Annotated in this window: 20 protein-coding genes and 1 pseudogene; 16 read left to right on the forward strand and 5 right to left on the reverse strand. The window is 74.7% G+C overall.

The features are described 5' to 3' along the window. From ACFTWP_RS06290 to htpX, 9 genes and pseudogenes are all read left to right on the forward strand, one after another. Positions 1–492 (forward strand): annotated as a pseudogene (locus ACFTWP_RS06290) (hypothetical protein); the annotation flags it as partial. A 2-nt stretch (positions 493–494) separates the two neighbouring features. After that, positions 495–1448 carry an NADH-quinone oxidoreductase subunit NuoH gene (gene nuoH / locus ACFTWP_RS06295; protein ID WP_380263330.1) on the forward strand — a complete coding sequence of 318 codons (954 nt, stop codon included), beginning with the start codon at positions 495–497 and terminating at the stop codon, positions 1446–1448. Beyond that, on the forward strand, positions 1448–2005 hold the full coding sequence (locus ACFTWP_RS06300; protein ID WP_380263099.1) for a NuoI/complex I 23 kDa subunit family protein: 558 nt from the start codon (positions 1448–1450) through the stop codon (positions 2003–2005). Before nuoH ends, ACFTWP_RS06300 begins: the two co-directional genes overlap by 1 nt. Beyond that, positions 2002–2724 (forward strand): NADH-quinone oxidoreductase subunit J, encoded by a 723-nt coding sequence (locus tag ACFTWP_RS06305; protein WP_380263100.1) that lies wholly within the window; start codon positions 2002–2004, stop codon positions 2722–2724. The genes ACFTWP_RS06300 and ACFTWP_RS06305 overlap by 4 nt, the downstream gene beginning before the upstream one ends. A 6-nt stretch (positions 2725–2730) precedes the next feature. Then, positions 2731–3099: an NADH-quinone oxidoreductase subunit NuoK gene (nuoK, locus tag ACFTWP_RS06310; RefSeq protein WP_380263101.1), complete on the forward strand. Its 369-nt coding sequence runs from the start codon at positions 2731–2733 to the stop codon at positions 3097–3099. Beyond that, positions 3096–5126, forward strand: coding sequence for an NADH-quinone oxidoreductase subunit L (locus tag ACFTWP_RS06315; protein ID WP_380263102.1), 2031 nt, complete (start codon positions 3096–3098; stop codon positions 5124–5126). Before nuoK ends, ACFTWP_RS06315 begins: the two co-directional genes overlap by 4 nt. A gap of 80 nt (positions 5127–5206) precedes the next feature. Beyond that, entirely contained in the window at positions 5207–6763 is a 1557-nt protein-coding gene (locus tag ACFTWP_RS06320; protein WP_380263103.1) for a NuoM family protein, read from the forward strand. Positions 6764–6766: 3 nt separating this feature from the next. Then, positions 6767–8389, forward strand: coding sequence for an NADH-quinone oxidoreductase subunit N (locus ACFTWP_RS06325; RefSeq protein ID WP_380263104.1), 1623 nt, complete (start codon positions 6767–6769; stop codon positions 8387–8389). A 229-nt stretch (positions 8390–8618) separates the two neighbouring features. Next, entirely contained in the window at positions 8619–9482 is an 864-nt protein-coding gene (gene htpX, locus ACFTWP_RS06330) for a zinc metalloprotease HtpX (RefSeq protein WP_380263105.1), read from the forward strand. 75 nt (positions 9483–9557) lie between these two features. On the opposite strand, the gene ACFTWP_RS06335 is transcribed toward htpX, so the two are convergent. After that, positions 9558–11009, reverse strand: coding sequence for a PLP-dependent aminotransferase family protein (locus tag ACFTWP_RS06335; protein WP_380263106.1), 1452 nt, complete (start codon positions 11007–11009; stop codon positions 9558–9560). Here ACFTWP_RS06335 and ACFTWP_RS06340 point away from each other — a divergent pair. The 4 genes from ACFTWP_RS06340 to ACFTWP_RS06355 all read left to right on the forward strand — a co-directional run bounded on the left by ACFTWP_RS06340 (position 11008) and on the right by ACFTWP_RS06355 (position 15264). Beyond that, positions 11008–11928, forward strand: coding sequence for a DMT family transporter (locus ACFTWP_RS06340; RefSeq protein ID WP_380263107.1), 921 nt, complete (start codon positions 11008–11010; stop codon positions 11926–11928). The two genes, ACFTWP_RS06335 and ACFTWP_RS06340, sit on opposite strands and share 2 nt — an antisense overlap. Positions 11929–12169: 241 nt before the next feature. Next, positions 12170–13882 (forward strand): cytochrome c oxidase subunit I, encoded by a 1713-nt coding sequence (gene ctaD, locus ACFTWP_RS06345; protein ID WP_380263108.1) that lies wholly within the window; start codon positions 12170–12172, stop codon positions 13880–13882. 113 nt (positions 13883–13995) lie between these two features. Then, complete coding sequence (locus tag ACFTWP_RS06350; RefSeq protein ID WP_380263109.1) at positions 13996–14397, forward strand: YccF domain-containing protein; 402 nt, start codon at positions 13996–13998, stop codon at positions 14395–14397. Positions 14398–14550: 153 nt separating this feature from the next. Beyond that, on the forward strand, positions 14551–15264 hold the full coding sequence (locus ACFTWP_RS06355) for an RraA family protein (RefSeq protein ID WP_380263110.1): 714 nt from the start codon (positions 14551–14553) through the stop codon (positions 15262–15264). A gap of 45 nt (positions 15265–15309) precedes the next feature. On the opposite strand, the gene ACFTWP_RS06360 is transcribed toward ACFTWP_RS06355, so the two are convergent. Further along, a complete protein-coding gene (locus ACFTWP_RS06360; RefSeq protein WP_380263112.1) occupies positions 15310–16152 on the reverse strand; it encodes a class I SAM-dependent methyltransferase in 843 nt (280 codons plus the stop codon). Between the two features lie 134 nt (positions 16153–16286). Between ACFTWP_RS06360 and ACFTWP_RS06365 the strand changes: the two genes are divergently transcribed. Next, entirely contained in the window at positions 16287–16901 is a 615-nt protein-coding gene (locus ACFTWP_RS06365; protein WP_380263113.1) for a TetR/AcrR family transcriptional regulator, read from the forward strand. A gap of 154 nt (positions 16902–17055) precedes the next feature. On the opposite strand, the gene ACFTWP_RS06370 is transcribed toward ACFTWP_RS06365, so the two are convergent. Beyond that, complete coding sequence (locus ACFTWP_RS06370; protein WP_380263114.1) at positions 17056–17361, reverse strand: SCO5918 family protein; 306 nt, start codon at positions 17359–17361, stop codon at positions 17056–17058. Positions 17362–17664: 303 nt separating this feature from the next. On the opposite strand from ACFTWP_RS06370, the gene ACFTWP_RS06375 reads away from it, so the two are divergent. Further along, positions 17665–17868 carry a cold-shock protein gene (locus ACFTWP_RS06375; RefSeq protein ID WP_073924377.1) on the forward strand — a complete coding sequence of 68 codons (204 nt, stop codon included), beginning with the start codon at positions 17665–17667 and terminating at the stop codon, positions 17866–17868. A 680-nt stretch (positions 17869–18548) separates the two neighbouring features. On the opposite strand, the gene mug is transcribed toward ACFTWP_RS06375, so the two are convergent. Next, positions 18549–19103, reverse strand: coding sequence for a G/U mismatch-specific DNA glycosylase (gene mug, locus ACFTWP_RS06380; RefSeq protein WP_380263115.1), 555 nt, complete (start codon positions 19101–19103; stop codon positions 18549–18551). A gap of 61 nt (positions 19104–19164) precedes the next feature. Then, on the reverse strand, positions 19165–20784 hold the full coding sequence (locus ACFTWP_RS06385) for a helix-turn-helix domain-containing protein (RefSeq protein WP_380263117.1): 1620 nt from the start codon (positions 20782–20784) through the stop codon (positions 19165–19167). A 426-nt stretch (positions 20785–21210) separates the two neighbouring features. Between ACFTWP_RS06385 and ACFTWP_RS06390 the strand changes: the two genes are divergently transcribed. Next, positions 21211–22692 carry a sodium:solute symporter gene (locus tag ACFTWP_RS06390; protein ID WP_380263118.1) on the forward strand — a complete coding sequence of 494 codons (1482 nt, stop codon included), beginning with the start codon at positions 21211–21213 and terminating at the stop codon, positions 22690–22692. Positions 22693–22696: the final 4 nt, after the last annotated feature.

Below are 22696 nucleotides of genomic sequence, written 5' to 3' on the forward strand. Positions count from 1 at the left end.
GCGGCGGCCCGCACCCCGCGGGCGGCCGCGGGCGCCGCCGCCGGTGCCGCAGCCCCGGCCGCGGCCGAGGGCGGGCCCGCGATCCGGGCCGACCGGCCCCGGCGCACCCGCTCGATCACCGAGGGCTCGGCCAGCCAGACCGCCGCCGTCCCGGCGGTCACCCCGACCGAGACACCGGCCGAGGCGCCGGCGGTCACCCCGGCCGAGGCGCCCGCCGAGAAGTCGGCGCCGACGCCGCCCGCCCGGACGCGGTCCTCCGACGCGCCCTGGCACGCACCGGTGCCCGCGCACGGGCCCGCGGCGGAGCCGGCGGGGGAGCCCGCCGCACCGGCGGCCACCCCGGCACCGGAGCCCGCGAAGCCCGAGCCGGCGAAGCCGGAGGCCACGAAGCCCGAGTCCGCGAAGCCGGATGCCCCGCAGCCCGAGACCGGGACGCCCGAAGCCCCCGCAGCCGGACCCGAGAAGCCCACCCAGGAAGGAGACAGCGCGTGAACCTGCTCGACACGCTGTTGCGCTGCGCCGCCGCGCTCGTCGTCTTCCTCACCTTCCCGCTGATCATCGGTCAGACCGAGCACAAGGTGATGGCCCACATGCAGGGCCGGCTCGGCCCGATGTACGCCGGCGGGTTCCACGGCTGGGCGCAGCTGGTCGCCGACGGCGTCAAGTTCGTCCAGAAGGAGGACATCGTCCCGGCCGGGGCGGACCGCCGGGTGTTCCAGCTGGCGCCGGCCGTCTCGCTGCTGCCGTACCTGATCGTGCTGCTGGCGATCCCGGTGGGCCCGGACGGCTTCGTCGGGCAGGCCGTCGACGCCGGGTTGTTCTTCGTGCTGGCCGTGATGGGCGTCGGCGTGATCGGCAAGCTGATGGCCGGCTGGGCCTCGGCGAACAAGTTCTCGCTGCTCGGCGGCCTGCGCACGGCCGCCCAGCTGATGTCGTACGAGCTGCCGATGGTGCTCGCCGCGGCCTCCGTCGCGATGGCCGCGGGCACCCTGTCGCTGCCCGGCATCGTGGACGCCTTCGAGTGGTACTGGATCCCGTGGCAGGCGATCGGCGCGTTCGTGTTCTTCACGGCGGGCCTGGCCGAGCTGCAGCGTCCGCCCTTCGACATGCCGGTCGCCGACTCCGAGATCATCTTCGGCGCGTACACCGAGTACACCGGCCTGCGCTTCGCGTTCTTCCTGCTCTCCGAGTACGCGGGCATCCTGGTGGTCTCCGCGCTCACCGCCGTGCTCTTCCTGGGCGGCTGGCACGGGCCGCTGCCCGACGAGCTCGGCTGGCTCTGGACGATCCTCAAGACCTTCGCGCTGGCCTTCGTGGTGATCTGGCTGCGGGTCACCTACCCGCGGCTGCGCGAGGACCAGCTGATGCGGTTCGCGTGGACCGTCCTGATCCCGCTCGCCCTCGTCCAGCTCGCCCTGACCGGCGTCATCAAGGTGGCGATCTCCTGATGAGCTTCCCCGGCTCCGGCCTGGCCAAGGGCCTGGCCGTCACCCTGCGGACGATGACGAAGAAGACCGTCACCGCGCAGTACCCCGACGTGCAGCCCGAGCTCCCGCCGCGCACCCGCGGCGTGATCGCGCTGCTGGAGGAGAACTGCACCGTCTGCATGCTGTGCGCCCGCGAGTGCCCGGACTGGTGCATCTACATCGACTCCCACAAGGAGACGCTGCCCGCCGCCGACCCGAACGCCCGGGCCCGCACCCGCAACGTGCTGGACCGGTTCGCGATCGACTTCTCGCTCTGCATGTACTGCGGGATCTGCATCGAGGTCTGCCCCTTCGACGCGCTCTTCTGGTCGCCGGAGTTCGAGTACGCGGAGACCGACATCCTGGAGCTGACGCACGAGCGGGACAAGCTCCGCGAGTGGATGTGGACCGTCCCGGCGCCGCCCGCGCTGGACCCGGCGGCCGAGGAGCCCAAGGAGATCGCCACCGCCCGCAAGGCGGCCGAGAAGCTGGCGGCGGCCGCCGCCAGCGCAGCCGCCGAAGCCGAGGAGTCCGAGTGAGCGCGCTGCTGGCCGCGGCCGGTCCACTGGAACCGGCCGCCCGCTCCTTCCTCTCCCCGACCGGCGTCGAGATCGTCTTCCTGCTGGTCGGCGTCGCCGTGCTCGGCTCCGCGCTGATCACCGTCACCACCAGGCAGCTGGTGCACGCGGCGCTCTGGCTGGTCGTCGCGCTCGGCGGGCTGGCCGTGGAGTTCCTGCTGCTGACCGCCGAGTTCATCGCCTGGGTCCAGGTGCTGATCTACCTCGGCTCGGTCGTGGTGCTGGTGCTGTTCGGTCTGATGCTGACCAGGGCCCCGATCGGGCGCTCGCCCGACGCGGACTCCGGCAACCGCTGGGTGGCGCTGGTGGTGGCCCTCGCCGCCGCCGGCACCCTGGTGACCCTGACGGTCGACGGCTTCCGCAGCGCCTGGATCGACCTCGGCGCCGGCGGCGGCTCCGCCCGGGCCACCGGCGCCAGCCTGTTCCGGCACTGGGTGCTGCCCTTCGAGGCGCTGTCCGTCCTGCTGCTCGCGGCGCTGGTCGGCGCCATCGTGCTGTCCCGCACCGGCAAGGGCCGCGTCCCGGCGCCCCGGGCCGGCAGGCTGCGGGCCGGCAAGCCGGTCGGCACCCCCGGCCGCGCCGCCGGCGCGCCGACGCCCGCCGCGGCCCCGACCGCACCCACCACGACACCCCCCGCCGGGGCGCCCGACGCCCCGACGCCCCCTCCGCAGGAGCGCTGACCGCCGATGCACCTCGCCTACCCAGCCGTCCTCGCCGCGCTGCTGTTCAGCGTCGGCGTGTACGGCGTGCTCGCCCGGCGCAACGTCGTCCTGGTGCTGATGTCGGTCGAGCTGATGCTCAACGCCGTCAACCTCAACCTGGTCGCCTTCGACACCTGGCTGCGCGACTCGCTGCACGCAGGACAGGCCCTCACGCTCTTCGTCATCACCCTCGCCGCCGCCGAGATCGGTCTCGGCCTGGCGATCGTCCTGCTGGTCTTCCGGACCAGGGGCACCGCCGACATCGACCGCATCACCGCGCTCGGCGACCGGGCCGAGGCCGCCGCCGGGGCGCTCGCCGGTGCCGAAGCGCCGAAGGGCCGGGCCACCGCATGAACCTCGCCCTCCCGGCGCTCGTCCCCGCGCTGCCCGCGCTCGGCGCCGCCGCCACCCTGGCCACCGGCCGCCGCGCCCCCGGCTTCGCCCGGCCGCTGGCGATCCTCCCGGTCGCCGCCTCCGCCGTGCTCGCCCTGGTCGTCGCCCTCCAGCTCGGCACCGGCCAGTCCCTGGACGCCGCCACCCGGCTCGCCCCCACCGGCGGCCCCGGCATCGCGATCTCCATCCACCTGGACGGCTACACCTCGCTGATCTCCGTCCTGGTCGGCCTGGTCGCCACCTGCGTGCAGGTCTACTCGACCGCCTACCTCAAGGACGACCCGCGCTACCCGTCGTACGCGGCGCTGGTCTCGCTGTTCACCGCGGCGATGCTGCTGGTCGTCTACTCCGGCGACCTGATCGTGCTGCTGGTCGGCTGGGAGGTCATGGGCATCTGCTCGTACTTCCTGATCGGCCACCACTGGGAGACCGCCGACGCCCGCTCGGCCTCGCTGAAGGCCTTCCTGGTCACCAAGCTCGGCGACGTCCCGTTCGTGTTCGGGATCTTCCTGCTCGGCGCCGACGCCGGCAGCTTCCGGATCACCGACGTGCTGGCCGCGGCCGGCGACGGCCGGATCGGCCACCCCACGCTGACCGCCCTGCTGCTGCTCGCCGGCGTGGCCGGCAAGAGCGCGCAGTTCCCGCTGCACACCTGGCTCCCGGACGCGATGGCCGGCCCGACGCCGGTCTCCGCGCTGATCCACGCCGCCACCATGGTCGCGGCCGGCATCTACCTGGTGGCCCGGCTGCTGCCGGTCTTCCTGCTCTCCGGCGCCGCCCTGGTCGTCCTCGCGGTGATGGCCGCCGTCACGATGATCGGCTCCGCGCTCTGCGCGCTCGCCCAGGACGACCTCAAGCGCGTCCTCGCCTACTCGACGGTCGGCCAGCTCGGCTACATGGCCGGCGCCCTGGCCGCCGGCGACCGCGAGGCCTCGGTCTTCCACCTGGTCAGCCACGGCGCCTTCAAGGCCCTGCTGTTCCTCGCCGCCGGTGTGGTCATCCACGCCGCGCACACCAACTCGATCTCCGCGATGTCCCGGATGCCGGGGCTGCGCCGCCGGGTGCCGGACGCCTACTGGACGACCGGGATCGCGCTGGTCGCCCTGGTCGGCCTGCCGCCGTTCTCCGGCTTCTTCAGCAAGGAGGCGGTGCTCACCGCCGCCGAGCACGCCGCCACCGGAGAGGCCGTCACCAACGGTGTCGGCCCGGCCTCCGCGGTGCCCGCCGCGGCGGGGTGGATCGTCCTGGTCGCCGCCGGCCTCACCGCGCTGATCACCGCCGCGTACGCCACCCGGCTCTGGCTGGTGGCCTTCCACACCCCGGCCTCCGCCGTCCCCGCCGCACCGGCACCCGCCGGCGCCGAGCCGGACGCCCCCTACTCGCCCGAGATCGACGAGGCCGACCCGGGCACCGCCGAGCCGTCCGCGATGCGCTGGCCGCTCTGGGTGCTCGCCGTGCCCACCATGGGCTTCGGCATCGCCGGCGTGCGCTCCGACTGGCTGCCCACCCTGCTCGACGGCGGCTCGCTGCGGCCCTCCCCGGCCACCGCCGTGATCGGCACCGGCATGGCCGTGATCGGCATCCTGATCGCGTACGCCGCCTGGCGCTCCGCCACCGCGCGGATCACCGCGGCCCGCCCGCGGCCCGCCGCCGAGGGCATGGTGCCCGAGCAGGCCGGCGCCCCCGCGGCGGAGCACTTCCCGGCCGATCCCGGCCGCACCCTGCTCGGCCCGCTGTTCACCCCCGCCCGGCACGGCTTCGGCGTCGACCGGCTGTACAGCGCCCTGGTCGTCCGCCCGGTCGGCGGCGCCGCGAAGCTCGTCCGCTTCCTCGACCGCGAGGTCGTCGAGACGTACGTGCGCGGCGGCGGGATCGGTGCCAACCTGCTCGGCCGGGCCGTGCGCCTGGCGCAGACCGGCAACGCGCAGACCTACCTCAGCGCACTGCTCGCCGGGGTCGTCCTGCTCGCCGTCTGGGTGGCGGTGTAGCGGATGATCCACCCGACCGGCCCCGCCGCCGCACCCCGCCGCCCCGCCCCGCCCGCCGCAGCACCCCTTTGGAGCCCCCGATGAACGCGGTCCTCATCGCCCTCCTGCTGCTGCCGCTGCTCGGCGCGGCCGTCACCCTGGCCCCCGTCTTCGGCGCCGACCCGGCCGCCGCCGACCGGCGCGCGCTGCGCTTCAACACCGCCGTCACCGGTGCCGTCCTGCTGCTCACCGTCGTGCTCGCGGCCGGCTTCGACCACGACGAGCCCGCCCGGATGCAGGCCACCACCGACCTGGCCTGGATCCCGGCGCTCGACGTGCGCCTGCACCTCGGCGTCGACGGCGTCTCGCTGCCGCTGATCGTGCTGACCTCGCTGCTGACCTTCCTCTGCGCCCTCTACTCCGCCAAGCGGCTGCCCGCCGGCGAGGGCGTGCCCTCCGCGCGGGCCTTCGTCGGGCTGTTCCTGCTGCTCGAAGTGGGCATGCTCGCCACCTTCGCCGTGCTCGACCTGATCCTCTTCTTCCTGGCCTTCGAGATCGTGCTGATCCCGATGTACTTCCTGATCGCCCGCTGGGGCAGCGGACGCAAGGTCCCGGCCGCCAACCGCTTCATCCTCTACACCCTGCTCGGCTCCGCCGTGATGCTGCTCGGCTTCCTGCTGGTCGGCACCGAGGCCGGCACCTTCGACATGCAGGCGCTGGCCGCCGCCCGGGGCAGCGGCCTCAGCCACACCACCCAGGTCACCGCCGCACTCGCGATCATGGTCGGTCTGGCCGTCAAGGCCCCGGCCTGGCCCCTGCACAGCTGGCTCCCGGACGCCCACACGGCGGCCCCCACCGTCGGCTCGGTGCTGCTCGCCGGCGTCCTGCTGAAGATGGGCACCTACGGCCTGGTCCGGGTCCTGCTCCCGGTCGTCCCGGACGGCACCGCCACCCTCGCCCCCTACCTCGGGGCGTTCGCCGCGGTCGGCATCGTCTACGGCTCGCTCGCCTGCCTGGCCCTCGCCCGGCCCGGCGCCAAGGGCGACCTCAAGCGCCTGATCGCCTTCTCCTCCGTCGGCCACATGGGCTTCGTCCTGCTCGGCATCGCCTCGCTCACCCAGGTGGGCGTCAACGGCGCGCTCTTCGCCAACATCGCCCACGGCCTGATCACCGGCCTGCTCTTCTTCGTCGTCGGCGCCCTCAAGGACCGCTACGGCACCGCGGACCTCGACACCCTCGCCGGGGCCACCGGCGCCGCGCTGTACGGGCGGGCGCCACGCCTCGGCGCCCTGCTGGCCTTCGCCGCCGTCGCCAGCCTCGGACTGCCCGGACTCGCCGGCTTCTGGGGCGAGCTGCTCGCCATGTACGGCGCCTTCGACCCGGCCGCCGGGCTCTCCCGGCCCGCCTTCGTCACCTACATGGTGCTGGCTGGCCTCGGCACCCTGCTCACCGCCGCCTACCTGCTGATCGTGGTCCGGCGGGTCTGCATGGGCGACCCGGAGCAGCCCGCGGCCACCGCCGTCGTCCCGGACCTGCGCCGCTACGAGGCCGTCAGCTGGACCCCGCTCGCCGCGCTCACCCTGCTCGCGGGCCTGTGGCCCGCCCTCCTGCTCAGCCTCTCCGACCCGGCCGTCAAGTACCTGCTCGGAGGTGGCTGAACCATGGCCACCGCCCAGCTCGCCGGCCTGATCGGTCCGCAGCTCAGCACTCACCTCACGGGGCAGCCCACTGTGACCTCCCTCGCCGTAGCCGACCCCGGCGGCCTCATCCAGTCCGTCGACTGGGTGGCCGTCGCGCCGCCGCTGATCGCCGCCGCCGCCGGCCTGGCCGTCCTGGTCGCCGACCTCTTCCTGCCCGAGCGCCGCAAGCGACTGCTCGGCTGGTTCTCCGTCGCCGGCCTCGCCCTCGCCGTCCTCGCACTGCTGCCGCTCACCGGCGGCGCCCCCCGCGCCACCTTCTGCCTGCAGGACGTCCCGGCCGCCGCCGGCGGCTGCAGCTACGTGGCCGACCACTTCGCGCTGGTCTTCCAGCTGCTCGCGCTCGGCGGGGCGCTGATCGCCGCCCTGCTCTCCGTGCACACCGTGGACGCGGAGGCCCCGACCGGCGGCCCCGCCACCGGGCTGCCCCGCGGCGAGTACTGGTTCCTGCTGCTCAGCAGCGCCGCCGGCGCCGCCCTGCTGCCCGCCGCCCGCGACCTGGCCACCCTGGTGGTCGCGCTGGAGGTCGCCTCGCTGCCCGCCTTCGCCCTGGTGGCCCTGCGCCGCGACGGCCGGGGCGCCGAGGCCGCGCTGAAGTTCTTCCTGTCGTCCGTCACCGCGACCGCCGTGATGCTGATGGGCGTCGGCTTCGTCTACGCCGCGACCGGCAGCCTGCACCTGGGCGTGATCGCGGACGCCCTGCCGCAGGCGCCCGGACAGCTGAAGCCGATGGCCGAGGCCGGTGCGGTGCTCGTCCTGGTCGGCTTCGCCTTCAAGGTCGCCGTCGTCCCCTTCCACTTCTGGGTGCCCGACACCTACGTGGGCGCCCCGCTGCCGGTGGCCGGCTACCTCTCGGTGGTCGGCAAGGCCGCCGGCCTCTCCGGGCTGGCGCTCGTCACCAGCGTCGGCTTCCGCCCGTACGGCCACAGCTGGGGCCTGGTCCTGGCGGTGCTGGCCGCGCTCACCATGACGGCCGGCAACGTCGCGGCGCTGCGCCAGCGCTCCGACACCGAGTACGGCGCCGTCCGCCTGCTCGCCTGGTCCTCGGTCGCGCAGGCCGGCTACCTGCTGGTGCCGATCGCCGCCGCCGGGTACACCGAGGGCGCCGGACCGCTGGGCGCCACCGCCGCGTACGGCCTGATCTACGGGGTGGTGAACCTCGGTGCGTTCGCCGTGGCCGCCGTCGTCTCCCGCTCGGGAGGGCGGCTGGACGACTACCGCGGGCTGTACGCCCGCCGCCGCTGGACGGCGCTCGCGCTGGCCTTCTTCCTGCTCTGCCTGGCGGGGCTGCCGCCCGGCGTGATCGGCCTCTTCGGCAAGGTCGTGGTGTTCCGGGCCGCCGTCGACGCCGGCCTCGGCTGGCTGGCCGTGGTGATGGCGGTCAACGTGGTGATCGCGCTGTTCTACTACCTGCTCTGGACGGCGAAGCTGTTCCTCCCCGGGCCGCAGGAGGCCGAGCAGGCCCCGCGGGCCCGCCGGCTGCCCGCCCCGCTCACGGCCACCCTCGCGCTCACCGCCTCGGTCGCCGTGGTCCTCTCGGTGGCCCCGCAGCTGGTGCTCCAGGTGGCGGGCGGCAGCCTCTTCTGAGCCCGGCCGGCCGCCGGCCGCGCCGACCTCGTTCGTCGCCGCTCCGCCCGCCCGCGGGCCGGTCGGGGCGCAGGTCGGGCGCGGCCCCGGCCCGGCCTGCGCGCCGGAAGGCGGGAGGCACGGCGGCGGAACGCGGAAGCACAAGGGAACAAGGCCCCCGCATCCGTCCGTTGATCCGGCACGGGGACTAGACAGAAGGCTTCCCACCGCACCACCTGGAGGGCCTGCCGTGCATCGCCGGCACAACGGACTGCGGACCGCCGTACTGCTCGGCGGTCTTTCCGCGCTGATCCTGGTGATCGGCAGCTTCTTCGGCCGCACCGGCTTCGTCCTGGCGCTGCTGGTCGCGATCGGCACCAACGCCTACGCGTTCTGGAACAGCGACAAGCTGGCCCTGCGCGCCATGCGGGCCCGCCCGGTGAGCGAGATCGAGGCGCCCGGTCTGTACCGGATCGTCCGGGAGCTCTCCACCTCGGCCCGCCAGCCGATGCCCCGCCTCTACATCTCGCCGACACCGGCCCCGAACGCCTTCGCCACCGGTCGCAGCCCCCGCAACGCGGCCGTCTGCTGCACCGACGGCATCCTGCGGATCCTGGACGAACGCGAGCTGCGCGGGGTGCTCGGGCACGAGCTGAGCCACGTCTACAACCGCGACATCCTGATCTCCTCGGTGGCCGGGGCGCTCGCCTCGGCGGTGATGTTCCTGGTCCACTTCGCCTGGCTGGTGCCCTTCGGCCGCGGTGACGACGACGACGGACCGGGACTCTTCGGCATCCTGGCGATCATGATCCTCGGGCCGCTCGCGGCCGGCCTGATCCAGCTGGCCGTCAGCCGCTCCCGCGAGTACCAGGCCGACGCCGACGGTGCCCGGATCACCGGCGATCCGCTCGCCCTGGCGAGCGCCCTGCGCAAGCTGGACGCCGGCACCAGGCAGTTGCCGCTGCCGCCCGAGCCGCAGCTCCAGACCGCCAGCCACATGATGATCGCCAGTCCGTTCCGGCCGGGCGAGGCCGGTGCCCGGCTGTTCTCCACCCACCCGCCGATGGCCGAGCGGATCGCCCGCCTGGAGCGGATGGCCGGCCACCGGGCCTGACGCCGGTGGCGGGCCGTCCGCTCTTGGGAGCCGGCCGCAGCCGGGCCCGTCAGCGGGCTCCGTCAGCCGGCCAGGTCAGTCGGTGCGGCCGGCCGGGGCGTACGCCCGGCGCAGCCGCTCCACCCCCTCGGCCACCTGGGCGACGCTCTCCGCCGCCGCGTAGCTCAGCCGCAGGTGCGGCCCCGGGGCCTCGGCCGCGAAGTACGGCCGGCCGGGCGTCACCCCGACACCGGCGCGCAGCGCGGCGGCGACGACGGCCGCCTCGTCCTCGCCGTCCGGCAGCCGGAGCCACAGGTGGTAGCCCCCGGCCGGCACCGACGCCCCCAGCAGGCCCGGCAGCCCCCGGCGCAGCGCGCTCACCGCGGCCTCCCGGCGGCTGCGCAGTTCGGCCGCCAGCACCCTCAGGTGCCGGGCCCAGCCCGGGTCCCCGACGAGTTCCAGGGTGGCCTCCTGGAGCGGGCGCGGGACGAAGAAGCTGTCGACCACCTGGACGGCGCGCAGGCGCTCCATGGCCGGCCCGCGCGCGGTGAGCGCCGCCACCCGCAGGCTCGGCGAGGCCGCCTTGGTCAGCGAGCGGACGTGGACCACCACGCCGTCCGGGTCGTCGGCCGCCAGCGGCCGGGGCAGGGCGGCGGCGTCCGCGTGCACCAGCCGGCGGGCGAAGTCGTCCTCGATCACGAAGGCGCCCGCCGCCCGGGCGATCCGCAGCACCTCGGCCCGGCGCGGGGTGCTGAGCACGGCGCCGGTGGGGTTCTGGAACAGCGGCTGGCAGACGAAGGCGCGGGCCTTCGTGGCCTCGAACGCGTCGGCCAGCAGGTCGGTCCGGACGCCCTCCGCGTCCACCGGCACCGGCACTGGTCGCAACCCGGCGGCCCGCGCGACCGCCAGCGTCCCCGGGTACCCCGGGGACTCGACCAGGACGGGCGCGCCCGGGCTCACCAGCGAGCGCAGCGCCGTGGTCAGCGCGCTCTGCCCGCCCGCCGTCACCAGGACGTCGCTGGCGCCCAGCGAGCCGCCCGGCCCGCCGATGTCCCGGGCGAACCAGGCCCGCAACTCGGTCAGCCCGTCCACCGGCGGGCGCCCCCAGGCGCCGGGCCGGCGTCCGGCCCGGGCCAGCGCGCCGGCGAGCGTGCGTTCGGGCAGCAGCGAGGAGTGCGGGTAGCCGCCGTTCAGGTCGATCACGTCGGGCGGCGGGACGGTGAGCGTGGCCAGCAGGCCGGCCGCACCGGGGACGTGCGTGCCCGCCTCCGCGCTCAGCGTCACCTCCTGCCAGGAGACGTCCCCCGGCTTCACCGCGCTCCCGGGGCCGGAGCCCGGCCGGGGCGCCCGGAACACGCCGGAGCCGGGCCGTGAGACCACCAGGCCCTCCGTGACCAGCAGCGCGATCGCCCGGGACACCGTCACCGGGCTCACCTGGTGGCGTTCCACCAGGGCCCGGCTCGACGGCAGCTTCTCGCCTTCGGAGTAGCGGTCGAGATCGCGCCGGAGACTGTCGGCCAGTTCGGTGACGCTGCTAGGCTCGTTCATGACGGCACAAGATAGCGCTACTCGACCGATCACGATAGCGGTGGGCCGCCGCACCGGCGGCGCCGCCGGCCGGGGCACCCTGCTCGCGGCCCTCGGCGTCCTCTGCTTCTCCTTCAGCTTCCCCGCCACCGCCGGCGCCCTGACCGGCTTCGGGCCCTGGACGGCGACCGGCCTGCGCGGGGTGCTGGCGGGCGTCCTCGCGCTGGGCTGCCTGGCCGCCGCCCGGGTCCGCGTCCCCGACCGCCGGTACTGGCCCGGGCTGCTCGTGGTGGCGGCCGGCTGCGTGCTCGGCTTCCCGCTGCTGACCACCCTGGCCCTGCAGACCTCCTCGACCGCCCACACGGCCGTCGTCGTCGGCATCCTGCCGCTGGCCACCGCCGCGGTCTCGGCGGCCCGTACCGGTGCCCGGCCCTCCCGCGCCTTCTGGTGCGCCGCGCTGGCCGGCGCGGCCGCCGTGCTCGGCTTCACCCTCCAGCAGAGCCACGGCCGCCTGGCCCTGGCGGACCTCTACCTGTTCGGGGCCCTGCTGGTCTGCGCCGCCGGGTACGCGGAGGGCGGGCGGCTCTCCCGGGAGATGCCGGGCTGGCAGGTGATCGGCTGGGCGGTGGTGGCCTCGCTGCCCGTCACGGTGCCCGCCGCGGCGCTGGCCCTGGCGGCCGAACCCGTCCACCTGTCCGCGGGGGCGGTCGGCGGGCTGGCGTACACGGCGGCGGTCTCGCAGTTCGGCGGATTCGTGGTCTGGTACCGGGGGATGGCCGAGGTCGGTGTGCCGAAGGCCAGTCAGCTGCAGCTCGCCCAGCCGGGTCTGACCCTGGTGTGGGCCGTCCTGCTGCTGGGGGAGGAGCTGCCGCCGGCCGCTCCGGTCACCGCGCTCGCCGTCCTGCTGTGCATCGCGGCGACGCAGCGGGCCCGGGGCTGAGGTGCCCGTCGCGGCCGGCCGGGGCCGGGGGGCGTCCCTCGCGGCCGGGTACGGCCGGGTGGGTCCCGCCCCGGCGCGCCGCGGGGGGCGTCCGGGCCCGGCCGGGGGCGCGGGCCCGGCGTGCGTCCGCGTTCGGCTGACGCCGCCCCGGCCCGACCCGGCGTGCCGCACGCTCCCGGCAATCGCGACTGGTAGTGCTTGACGGACCACTCGTGACGGTGCCCAGGGAAGGTGCGGAGCCATGACCCTTCTGCCGAGAACCGAGACCCCCGGGCGCGGCCCGCAGCGGCCGCCCCGCCCCCGCCGGGGCGGTCGCCGGCGAGGGCCCCGGGGGCAGGTGCTGGTGTCCTGGCTGACCACCACCGACCACAAGCGCATCGGCACCCTCTACATGACCACCGCCTTCGGGTTCTTCCTGGTCGGCGGGGTGATGGCGCTGCTGATGCGGGCGGAGCTGGCCCGGCCTGGCACCCAGATCCTGTCGAACGAGCAGTACAACCAGCTGTTCACCATGCACGGCACGATCATGCTGCTGATGTTCGCGACCCCGCTCTTCGCCGGGTTCGCGAACTGGATCATGCCGCTGCAGATCGGCGCCCCCGACGTGGCGTTCCCGCGGCTCAACATGGTCGCCTACTGGCTGTACCTGTTCGGCTCGCTGATCGTGGTGGCCGGCTTCGCCACCCCCGACGGCGCCGCGGACTTCGGTTGGTTCGCCTACGCGCCGCTGAACAGCGCGGTCCACTCGCCGGGGATCGGCGGGGACATGTGGATCATGGGTCTGGCGCTCTCCGGCTTCGGGACCATCATGGGCGCGGTCAACTTCATCACCACGATCGTCTGCTTCCGGGCGCCGGGGCTGACCATGTTCCGGATGCCGATCTTCGTCTGGAACATCCTGCTCACCGCCGTGCTGGTGCTGTTCGCGTTCCCCGTGCTGGCGGCCGCACTGCTCGCGCTGGAGGCCGACCGCAAGTTCGGCGCGCACGTCTTCGACCCGGCGAACGGCGGCGCGATGCTCTGGCAGCACCTGTTCTGGTTCTTCGGCCACCCCGAGGTGTACATCATCGCGCTGCCGTTCTTCGGCATCGTCACGGAGATCATCCCGGTCTTCAGCCGCAAGCCGATCTTCGGCTACAGCGGCCTGATCGCCGCGACCGTCGCCATCACCGGCCTGTCCATCACCGTCTGGGCGCACCACATGTTCGTGACCGGCCAGGTGCTGCTGCCGTTCTTCTCGATCATGACGCTGCTCATCGCGGTGCCCACCGGGGTGAAGTTCTTCAACTGGATCGGCACCATGTGGAAGGGCTCGCTGAGCTTCGAGACCCCGATGCTCTGGACGGTCGGCTTCCTGGTCACCTTCCTCTTCGGCGGTCTCACCGGCGTCCTGCTGGCCTCCCCGCCGATCGACTTCCACGTCTCGGACTCGTACTTCGTCGTCGCCCACTTCCACTACGTGGTCTTCGGCACCGTCGTCTTCGCGATGTTCGCCGGCTTCCACTTCTGGTGGCCGAAGATGACCGGCAGGATGCTCGACGAGCGCCTCGGGAAGATCCACTTCTGGACGCTGTTCATCGGCTTCCACGCGACCTTCCTGGTCCAGCACTGGCTCGGCGCCGAGGGCATGCCCCGCCGCTACGCCGACTACCTGGTCTCGGACGGCTTCACCACCCTGAACACCGTCTCCACCATCGGCTCCTTCCTGCTCGGCCTCTCCACCCTGCCGTTCCTCTACAACGTCTGGAAGACCGCGAAGTACGGGGAGAAGGTCGAGGTCGACGACCCGTGGGGCTACGGCCGGTCACTGGAGTGGGCGACCTCCTGCCCGCCGCCGCGGCACAACTTCGTCACCCTCCCGCGCATCCGCTCCGAGTCTCCGGCCTTCGACCTGCACCACCCCGACATCGCCGAGCTCGACCGCCTGCAGAACGCCCGCGAGCCGCTCGGCTGACGGCCCGCGAGCGGAGCGGCCCCGGCCCCCGGGTTTCCGGTGGCCCCCCGGCGGGGACTCGCCGGGTACGCACCGAAGAGCCTCGGGGGACGGCTCGTGGGAGGGTGGATTCCATGAAGGTGATCGGCTTTATCCTCAACGTGATCTGGTTGATCTTCTGCGGCATCTGGATGGCCATCGGCTACGCCATCGCGGGGATCATCTGCTGCATCCTGATCATCACCATTCCCTTCGGCATCGCCTCGTTCCGCATCGCGGGCTACGTCCTGTGGCCCTTCGGCCGGACGACCGTCCAGCGGGACGACGCCGGCGCGCCGTCCCTGGTGGGCAACGTCATCTGGGTGATCTTCGCCGGCATCTGGCTCGCGATCGGGCATGTGATCACCAGCATCCCGCTGTTCCTGTCGATCATCGGGATCCCGTTCGGCTGGGCGAACCTGAAGATGATCCCGATCTCGTTGATGCCGCTGGGCCGCGAGATCGTCCCCACGGACGAGAAGTTCGGCGGTCGCTGAGCGGTCGGAGCCGCCCCGCTCACCCGATCGGGCGTTCTCCTTGCCCCGTTCGTGGCGGGGGAGGAGACTGCGGAGCCGATCGGCGACGTCGACCCGGTCCGGCCGTGGCGGGCGCTGCCGCCCCCGGCCGGGGCCGGGGATCCGGAGGGCTTGATGAGCGACCAGCAGGCCGAGGCGCTGTCCGCGCTGTCGGCACTGTCCACCCCGCATCTCGCGGACGCGTGCCTGCGCCTCGGCCTCCCGGTGCGGTGCGGCCCGGCGGGGCTGGTGGCGCTGTCCGGCGGGATGCGCTGCGCGGGCCGGGTGCTGCCGGTGCGTCACGTCGGCAGCGTGGACGTCTTCTTCGAGGCGCTGGAGTACTCCCGGCCGGGTGACGTGATGGTCGTCGACAACGGCGGCCGGCTCGACGAGGCGTGCGTCGGCGACCTGGCGGTGCTGGAGCTCCAGCGGGCCGGTCTGGCCGGGGCGGTCGTCTGGGGCCTGCACCGCGACACCGGCGAGCTGCTGCGGATCGGGCTGCCGCTGTTCAGCCTCGGCGCCACGCCCGCGGGGCCGCTCGGGGTCGGCGTGCGGCACCCGGACGGGCTGGAGCTCGCGCACGTCGGACCGTGGGTGGTCACGGCCGCCGACGTGGCGGTCGGCGACCGCGACGGTGTGATCTTCCTGCCGGCGGCGAGGCTGCCCGAGATCGCGGCGGCCGCCGACGCCGTCCGGGTGACCGAGGAGCGGCAGGCGGAGGCGATGCGGGCCGGGACGTCGCTGCGCGAACAGACCCGCTTCGACCGCTATCTGGCGGCCCGTGAGGCGAATCCGGCGCTCACGTTCCGTGAGCACCTGCGGGCGGTCGGCGGGGCGATCGAGGAGTGAGCCGCGGGCCGGTTCCGGGCGCCCGCGGGGTGCGGCGGACAGGCCCTAGGGGGCCACGGCGGTCACCAGTCGCGCCGAGCCGCGCAGTCGTACGCCGTCGGGCCCGGCGTGGGGGCGCAGGGCGGCCGTGAGGGCCTCCTCGGCCCGCCGGGCGGTGGCCGCGTCGACCCGGGCGAGCAGGTGGTGCGCCGGGCCGGATCCGAGCAGGAACCGGGCGGCGTCCGCGGCGTCCCGGCCCCAGTGCATCGGGGCCTCGACGGCGGTGGAGTCGATCTGCGAGTAGCCGGCCCCGGAGAGCACCTCGCGGATGCGGGCGGGGTCGGCGAGCGAGAACATGCCGGGGTCGCCGAGGGAGGGGAGGGGCGGCAGCGGCAGGTGCGGACGCAGCGCGAACAGGGCCCGCAGCCAGTCGTTGCGGTCCGGGTCGCCCATGCAGACCAGCGCGAGCCGCCCGCCGGGGCGCAGCGCGGTGCGGACGTTGGTGAAGGCGGCGACCGGGTCGGAGAAGAACATCGTCGCGAACCGGCTGACCACGACGTCGAAGGAGGCCGGGGGGAAGGCGAACACCTGCGCGTCGCCCTGGACGAACGCGACGTCGGCCGGATCGTCGTCCGCGGTGGCGGCGCGGGCCCGGGCGAGCATCGGGGCGGACAGGTCGAGCCCCAGCGCGCGGACCCCGGGGGCGCGGCGGGCGGCCGATCGGGTGGTCCGGCCGGTGCCGCAGCCGATGTCGAGCACCCGGTCGTCCGGGCCGATCGCGGCGGCGGTGAACAGGTGCTCGTCGAAGCCCTCGTTGACGGCCTGCCAGCGGTCGTGGTGGTCGGCCCAGTGCTGCCCCTCGTAGCCGTTCCACGCCTGGGCCTGCTCGGTGTTGACGACCTGGTGCATCGGGAGATCCCTCCGGTCGGGTGCGGCGCCGCCCCCTAGAATGGGCGCCTGCCCATATAGTATGGGCGAGCGCCCATACCTGCAAGGGGTATCGGTGGGAGGCGGTCGCCCCCGGGCGGCGGCGGAGGAGGACGATGTCACCCCGAGGAGTGCCGATCACCGATGTCCGGGAGCGGCTGTTCGCCGCCGCGGAGCGGGTGCTCGCCAGGGAGGGGCCGGGCGGGTTGTCGAACCGGTCGGTCACCGGCGAGGCGGGCTGCGCGAAGGGCGTCCTGTACAGCCACTTCGCCGACCTGGACGAGTTCGTCGCGGAGCTGGTCCTGGACCGCTTCGGCGCGGTCGCGCAGGGCGCCGCGGCCCTCCCCGGCCGGGCCGGACAGGGCACGGTGGCCGGGAACCTGACCGCGACGGCGCTCGCGCTGCTGGCCTCCAGCGGCCCCGCCGTCGCCTCGCTGGCGCTGACCCGGGCGGGGGTGTCGGCCCGGGTGCGCGCGGCGATGGCGGCCGGCGCGCCGGGGATGCCGCAGGTCGAGCGCGCGCTGGCCGACTACCTGGAGGCGGAGCGGGAGCTCGGACGGGTCGGGTCGGGGACGGACTGCGGCGCGCTGGCGCTCGTCGTCGTGGGCACCGTCCACCACCTGCTGATGACCGGCTGGACGGGCGCGGCGGACCCGGCCGGCCAGGTGCACAGGTTCGTCGCGGAACTGGCTCGCGGGGCCGGCGCGGCGGGCTCCGAGGTGCCCGGCTAGGGCCGGGCACCGGCCGGGCGGGCAGGCCCCCGGGCCCGCCCGCCCGGGGCCGGACAAGCCGAAAGGCCCGGCGGCCCTGCGGGCCTGGCCGGGCGTGGTTCACGCGGGCTGTCGGAGGTGGGCGGGGGCCCGTCCTCGTCCGGCCGGAGCGTGGTCAGAACCCCAGCGGGTCGGTGGACTCCGTGCCGGCGGTGGGCTCGGTGGGCTCGGGCGTCTCCGCGACCGGCGGGGCGGTCCGGCAGGTGAAGCCGAGTCGCTCCATCGCGCGGTAGACCTCGGCGGCGCTGAAGTCGCGACGGTCCTGGCGGGTGATGACGGCGCCGACCTGCTTGACGGGGTACCAGCGGCGTCCGATGCGGACGGCCTCGGCCAGGGCGGGTTCCGGCTTGATGCCGGCCATGGCCTTCTCCACCTCGTTCGCCTCCAGGTAGAACGAGCGGCCGGCGATGGTGGAGCGCATGTTGCCTCACGGGTGTGGTCGGGGGATGGACTGGTCCTCTAGGTCGAGAGTCGCACATCGGAGCCTGCCGGCGCGAGGCCTGAATTTTCTGCCGGCCCCGGGTCATTCGACCCTCCGGCCGTGGTACTGTCGGTATCAGTTGCAGTTTTGGTTCCCATGAACTTATGTGTGCGCCTGCTGGTTTCGACCCGGGGCGCACTTTTTGTTTTTTGCCCGGATTCTTTTCCGGACGGGGCAATCAGCGCGACGACAAGGTGGTCCGCGAGGTGTGGATCGCCGGTTCAGCCCCGAAGGAGAATGAATATGGCTACTGGCACCGTGAAGTGGTTCAACGCCGAGAAGGGCTTCGGCTTCATCGAGCAGGACGGTGGCGGCGCCGACGTCTTCGCCCACTACTCGAACATCAGCGCCCAGGGCTTCCGCGAGCTCGTCGAGGGCCAGAAGGTCGAGTTCGACGTCACGCAGGGCCAGAAGGGCCCGCAGGCGGAGAACATCACCGTCATCTGATGGTTGTGTCGAAGTACGCGGCTTGAGTCGCAGACCGTGGGGCCCGCAGATTTTCTGCGGGCCCCACGGCCGTTGTGCGCGGTTTTCCGTCCCGGCGGCCCGGGCCGTACATCGGCCGACCGGGCTTCGGGGCTGGGACGATCTTCCTTTCCGACGCCGTGCCACCCGCCGTGTCGCGGGAATTGCCGGGTCGGGGATCGGCCGTCCGGCCCAATCCGCCGGCCGCCGGCACGATTTTGATCTTGATCGGGTATCCGGCCGGGGCGCGGTGACGGCAACAGGAATTCACCCGGTCCTTCCTCCCCGTTCCGGCCGCCGTGGGGCCCGGGTCGTCGGCGTCGAGGTGCGGGTGCGGTCCGGTCGCGCCGATCCGTGTCCGCCACGCCGTGTTCGCCACGCCGAGCCGATCGCCCGTGTTCCGCCGCCGGTGTTCCGCCGCACGTGTCCACCGATCGGGCGAAGCCGGCCGGCCGGACCACACGCTTCCGGGGGAACGCCGCCACGGGTGACAGCGGTCGGCGCCGTACGCCCGACCCGCGGCGCGCAGGCGTTCCTCGGCCGCCGTCCGGTCGGCGCCGGGACGCAGCCGGACGTCGATCCCGGCCCGAACCGCGGCCCGAACCCCGCTCGAACCCGGCCCGGCGGGCGGCCGGCGGCCGTGGCCGGGGCGGCACCGGGCACTACCGGCCGACGGCCTCCCGGAGCCGGCCGAACTCCTCCGCGAGCGCGTCCAGGGTGTAGTGCGCGTTCAGGCCGCTCGGGTTGGGCAGGACCCACACCTCGCTGTCGCCGAGCCCGTCCGGCTGGCGCCCGACCGTCGCGCGCGGCCTGCCGAAGGCCGTCCGGTAGGCGCCGATGCCCAGGACGGCGAGCGCGCGCGGACGCAGCCGGGCCACCCGCTCCGCGAGCGCGGCGCCGCCCGCGCGCAGCTCGTCCCGGGTCAGTTCGTCGGCCTTCGCGGTGGTGCGGGGGGCCACGTTGGTGATGCCCAGCCCCAGGTCGAGCAGTTGCTCCTGCTCGTCGGGGCGCAGCTGGCGGGGGGTGAAGCCGGAGCGGTGCAGGGCCGGCCAGAAGCGGTTGCCGGGGCGGGCGAAGTGCCGGCCGGTCGCGCCGGACCACAGGCCCGGGTTGATGCCGCAGAAGAGCACGGTGAGCCCGGGCGCTGCGATGTCCGGGATGGTCGCGTCCTGGGCGGCGGCGAGCTGTTCGGCGGTGGGGCGGGTCGAAGTCTGCACCCGCCCAGTCTGCCCGCCCGCGCCGGCCCGGCGGGCGCCGAACCGGCCGGCCGGACCGCGCTCAGCGCCCGCCGTCCGCCGGCCGCTCGCCCGGCAGCCAGTGCAGCGCGAACCAGAGCTCCATCCGGACGTCCGGATCCTGCAGGTCCACGCCGAGCAGCTCGGCCACCCGGGCGATCCGCTGGCGCACGGTGTTGCGGTGCAGCTGGAGGGCGGTGGCGGTGCGGTCCCAGCTGCCGTGCAGGGAGAGCCAGGCCCGCAGGGTCTCCAGCAGGACGGCCGCCCCCGGGGCGCCGGCCGTCTCCAGCGGGGCGAACCGCAGCCGGGCGAGCTCGGTGGCGTCGGAGCCGGAGACCAGGCCGTGCACGCTCCGCTCCTCGGTGCGGTGGTGCACCACCTCCTCACCGGTGGCCAGCGCGCGGCGCAGGGCCCGCCGGGCCTGGGTGTCGGCGATCGGCAGGTCGGCGGTGGCCGCCGGGGCGCTCAGGCCGAGGGTCCAGCCGAGCCGGGCGGCGGAGCCCGGCTCGGGCGGCCGGTCGCCGGGGACGAGCGCCCGCAGCGTGTCGCCTTCGAGGTCCAGGTAGGGCGTGCCGAGCACGGTGCCGAGGGCGGCGAGGCGGACGGCGTCGCCGCCCGGGTCGACGGCGGGGCCGGTGCCCGGGCGGCCGCGCCGGCCGTGCACCACCACCCAGCGCCCGGCGGGCGGGGCGCCGGCCGGCAGCAGCGCCGGCGCCACCTCGGCGGGGGTGGCCCCGAGCAGCAGCCGGACCAGGGCGCCCGCACCGGCGGCGTCCGCGCCGAGGGCGTGCCGGGGGCTGGTGAGCAGCGAGAGCAGCACGGTGGCGACGCCGGTCACCGAGCGGTGCACCACGGTGGGCGGCGCGGTGGCGGCGACGCCGAGCGCCAGCGGGCCGCCGGACCGATCGCCGCCGGGGAGGCTGTGCACGGTGAGGTACGTCCCGGCGTGGTGCTCGGCGGCGGCGGTCGGCGGGCGGACCCGCCCGGGCCCGGCCGGGCGGGCCCGGGCGGCGGTGCGGACGGCCAGCTCGGACAGCTGCCGCTGGACGGCCGGGCCGGGCCGCCGGCCGGCGCCGAACAGCTCGCCGCCCCGGCCGTCGAGCAGGGCCGTCCAGGCGCCGAGGTGCACCGAGAGCTGGTGCAGCACCGCGCGCAGCGCGTCCGGGCGGGCGGCGGCGGAGGCGAGCGCGGACTGCGCCTCGGAGATCTGCCGCAGGTCGCGGTTGCGGGCCTCCGCCATCGCGCCGTAGGCGGCCCGGCCGACGGCGACGAAGGGGGTGGCGACCGGCACCCGCAGCAGCGGCAGGCCGTGCCGCTCGCAGGCGGCGACCAGCTCCGGTGGCACCTCCTGGTAGACGGGCGCGACGCCGAAGCCCAGGGCGGCGGCGCCGGCCCCGACCACGCCGCGGACGTACCCGTCGATGCCCTCGGCGCTCTGCGGGAGCCGTACGCCGGCGGTGAGTAGCAGTTCGCCGCCGAGCAGGTAGGGCGCCGGGTCCTCGACCTCGGTGGTGCCGACGGTGCCGATCAGCCGGTCGTCGACGGGCCCGGCGATCCGCTCCAGGCCCAGGGCCGGGTCGGCGAGCAGCACCGAGAGCGGTACGGCGGGCGTGCCGGGGGCCGGCGCGTACGGGGGTGCGGCGGGCTGGTCGGGGGTGGTCACGGGGCGCCTTCCGAGGATGTTTCATCCATTGTCGTCCACCAGGTTGGACGAAACCGGCACTTCTTCTCCGGGGCCGGGCCCGGATAGCGTCACTGCATCGCCGCGGGGCCGGCCTCCGGCCCACCGGCCCCCACCACGCCGGCTCCGGGCCACCCGCCCGCCCGGGCCCGACCCCGGAACGGCGGCCCTCGTACGGCAGCCCCCGGAGCACGCGGGCCCCGGGCATCCGGACCCCGCGACCGTACGACCCCCGCGGCCGTACGACCGTCCGACCCCGAGAGCGCACGAACCCGTCACCTCCCCCGCCACCAGCCGCTGCCGCCGCCACCCCCGCTCCCCGACGGCGCGCAGCGGTCGCCCCCACGAACAGCCACCTGGGCGGCCCCCGCGTCCCACCGCGCGGGCCGCACCGGATCGGAGGACCCCATGGCCGTCGACTACGTCGTGATGATCGGATACCTGCTGGGCATCGTCGGAGTCGGATGGTGGGGCAAGAGACGCGCGGCCTCCAAGAGCGACTTCCTGGTCGCCGGCCGCCGCCTCGGCCCGCTGATGTACACCGGCACCATGGCCGCCGTCGTCCTCGGCGGCGCCTCCACCATCGGCGGGGTGCGGCTCGGGTACACCTACGGCCTGTCCGGCGCCTGGATGGTCTTCGCGATCGGCCTCGGCCTGCTGGCGCTGAGCGTCTTCTTCTCCGCCCGGATCGCCCGGCTGCGCGTCTACACCGTCGCCGAGATGCTCTCGCTGCGCTACGGCGGCGCCGCCAGCATCATCTCCGGGGTGGTGATGTGGATCTACACCCTGATGCTGGCCGTCACCTCCACCATCGCCTACGCCACCGTCTTCGACGTGCTGTTCGACGTGCCGCGCTGGGTGGCCGTGGTGATCGGCGGCAGCATCGTGGTCGGCTACTCGGCCCTCGGCGGGATGTGGTCGATCACCCTCACCGACATGGTGCAGTTCGTGGTGAAGAGCGTCGGCGTGCTGGTGCTGCTGCTGCCGATCGCCGTGATCCGGGCCGGCGGCTTCGCCGAGATGAAGGACAAGCTGCCCACCGGGTACTTCTCGTTCACCTCGATCGGCGGCGAGACCATCTTCACCTTCGTGCTGATCTACACCTTCGGGATGCTGATCGGCCAGGACATCTGGCAGCGGGTGTTCACCGCCCGCACCGACAGGGTCGCCTCGTACGGCGGCACCGTCGCCGGCGTCTACTGCCTGGTCTACGCGCTGGCCGGGGCCGTCATCGGGATGGCCACCAAGGCGCTCTACCCGACGCTGCCCAGCGCGGACGGCGCGTTCGCGACGATCGTCAAGAACGTCCTGCCGACCGGCGTCAAGGGCCTGGTGCTGGCGGCGGCGCTGTCCGCGATGATGTCCACCGCGAGCGGCGCCCTGATCGCCTCCGCCACGGTGGCCAACAACGACATCTGGGCCCGGCTGCGCACCCTCGGCGGACGGCCCGCGCCGGCCCTCGCCGACGACCACGACGAGGTCCGCTCCAACCGGCTGGCCATCGTGGCCCTCGGCGCCGTCTCGATCCTGGTCGCCTGCCTGCTGGACGACGTCATCTCCGCCCTCACGGTGGCCTACAACCTGCTGGTCGGCGGCCTGCTGGTGCCGATCCTGGGCGGCCTGCTCTGGCGCCGCGGCAACCTGCAGGGCGCGCTCGCCTCGATGGTCACGGGCGGCCTCACCGTGATCGTCCTGATGGTCACCGAGGGCGTCCTCGCGAACGAGCCGATCTACTACGGCCTCGCCGTCAGCCTGGTCGCCTACCTGGCCGCCAGCCTCGCCACCCGGCCCACCGACGCCGTCGTCCTGGAGCAGTGGCGCCGCCGCCTGGCCGGCCAGGACGCCCCCGAGCGGGCCGCCGCCGAGTCCGCCGCGCCCGTGGCCGCCTGAGGAG

The sequence above is a fragment of the Kitasatospora sp. NPDC057015 genome (assembly GCF_042673745.1).
Lineage (GTDB): Bacteria > Actinomycetota > Actinomycetes > Streptomycetales > Streptomycetaceae > Kitasatospora.

Bases quoted from the DNA above. Each gene is read 5' to 3' on its own strand.
- ACFTWP_RS06300 (WP_380263099.1), top strand. From the start codon at position 1,448: ATGAGCTTCCCCGGCTCCGGCCTGGCCAAGGGCCTGGCCGTCACCCTG.
- nuoK (WP_380263101.1), top strand. From the start codon at position 2,731: ATGCACCTCGCCTACCCAGCCGTCCTCGCCGCGCTGCTGTTCAGCGTC.
- ACFTWP_RS06315 (WP_380263102.1), top strand. From the start codon at position 3,096: ATGAACCTCGCCCTCCCGGCGCTCGTCCCCGCGCTGCCCGCGCTCGGC.
- ACFTWP_RS06320 (WP_380263103.1), top strand. From the start codon at position 5,207: ATGAACGCGGTCCTCATCGCCCTCCTGCTGCTGCCGCTGCTCGGCGCG.
- ACFTWP_RS06325 (WP_380263104.1), top strand. From the start codon at position 6,767: ATGGCCACCGCCCAGCTCGCCGGCCTGATCGGTCCGCAGCTCAGCACT.
- ACFTWP_RS06340 (WP_380263107.1), top strand. From the start codon at position 11,008: ATGACGGCACAAGATAGCGCTACTCGACCGATCACGATAGCGGTGGGC.
- ACFTWP_RS06335 (WP_380263106.1), bottom strand. From the start codon at position 11,009: ATGAACGAGCCTAGCAGCGTCACCGAACTGGCCGACAGTCTCCGGCGC.
- ctaD (WP_380263108.1), top strand. From the start codon at position 12,170: ATGACCCTTCTGCCGAGAACCGAGACCCCCGGGCGCGGCCCGCAGCGG.
- ACFTWP_RS06350 (WP_380263109.1), top strand. From the start codon at position 13,996: ATGAAGGTGATCGGCTTTATCCTCAACGTGATCTGGTTGATCTTCTGC.
- ACFTWP_RS06355 (WP_380263110.1), top strand. From the start codon at position 14,551: ATGAGCGACCAGCAGGCCGAGGCGCTGTCCGCGCTGTCGGCACTGTCC.
- ACFTWP_RS06360 (WP_380263112.1), bottom strand. From the start codon at position 16,152: ATGCACCAGGTCGTCAACACCGAGCAGGCCCAGGCGTGGAACGGCTAC.
- ACFTWP_RS06365 (WP_380263113.1), top strand. From the start codon at position 16,287: ATGTCACCCCGAGGAGTGCCGATCACCGATGTCCGGGAGCGGCTGTTC.
- ACFTWP_RS06370 (WP_380263114.1), bottom strand. From the start codon at position 17,361: ATGCGCTCCACCATCGCCGGCCGCTCGTTCTACCTGGAGGCGAACGAG.
- ACFTWP_RS06375 (WP_073924377.1), top strand. From the start codon at position 17,665: ATGGCTACTGGCACCGTGAAGTGGTTCAACGCCGAGAAGGGCTTCGGC.
- ACFTWP_RS06390 (WP_380263118.1), top strand. From the start codon at position 21,211: ATGGCCGTCGACTACGTCGTGATGATCGGATACCTGCTGGGCATCGTC.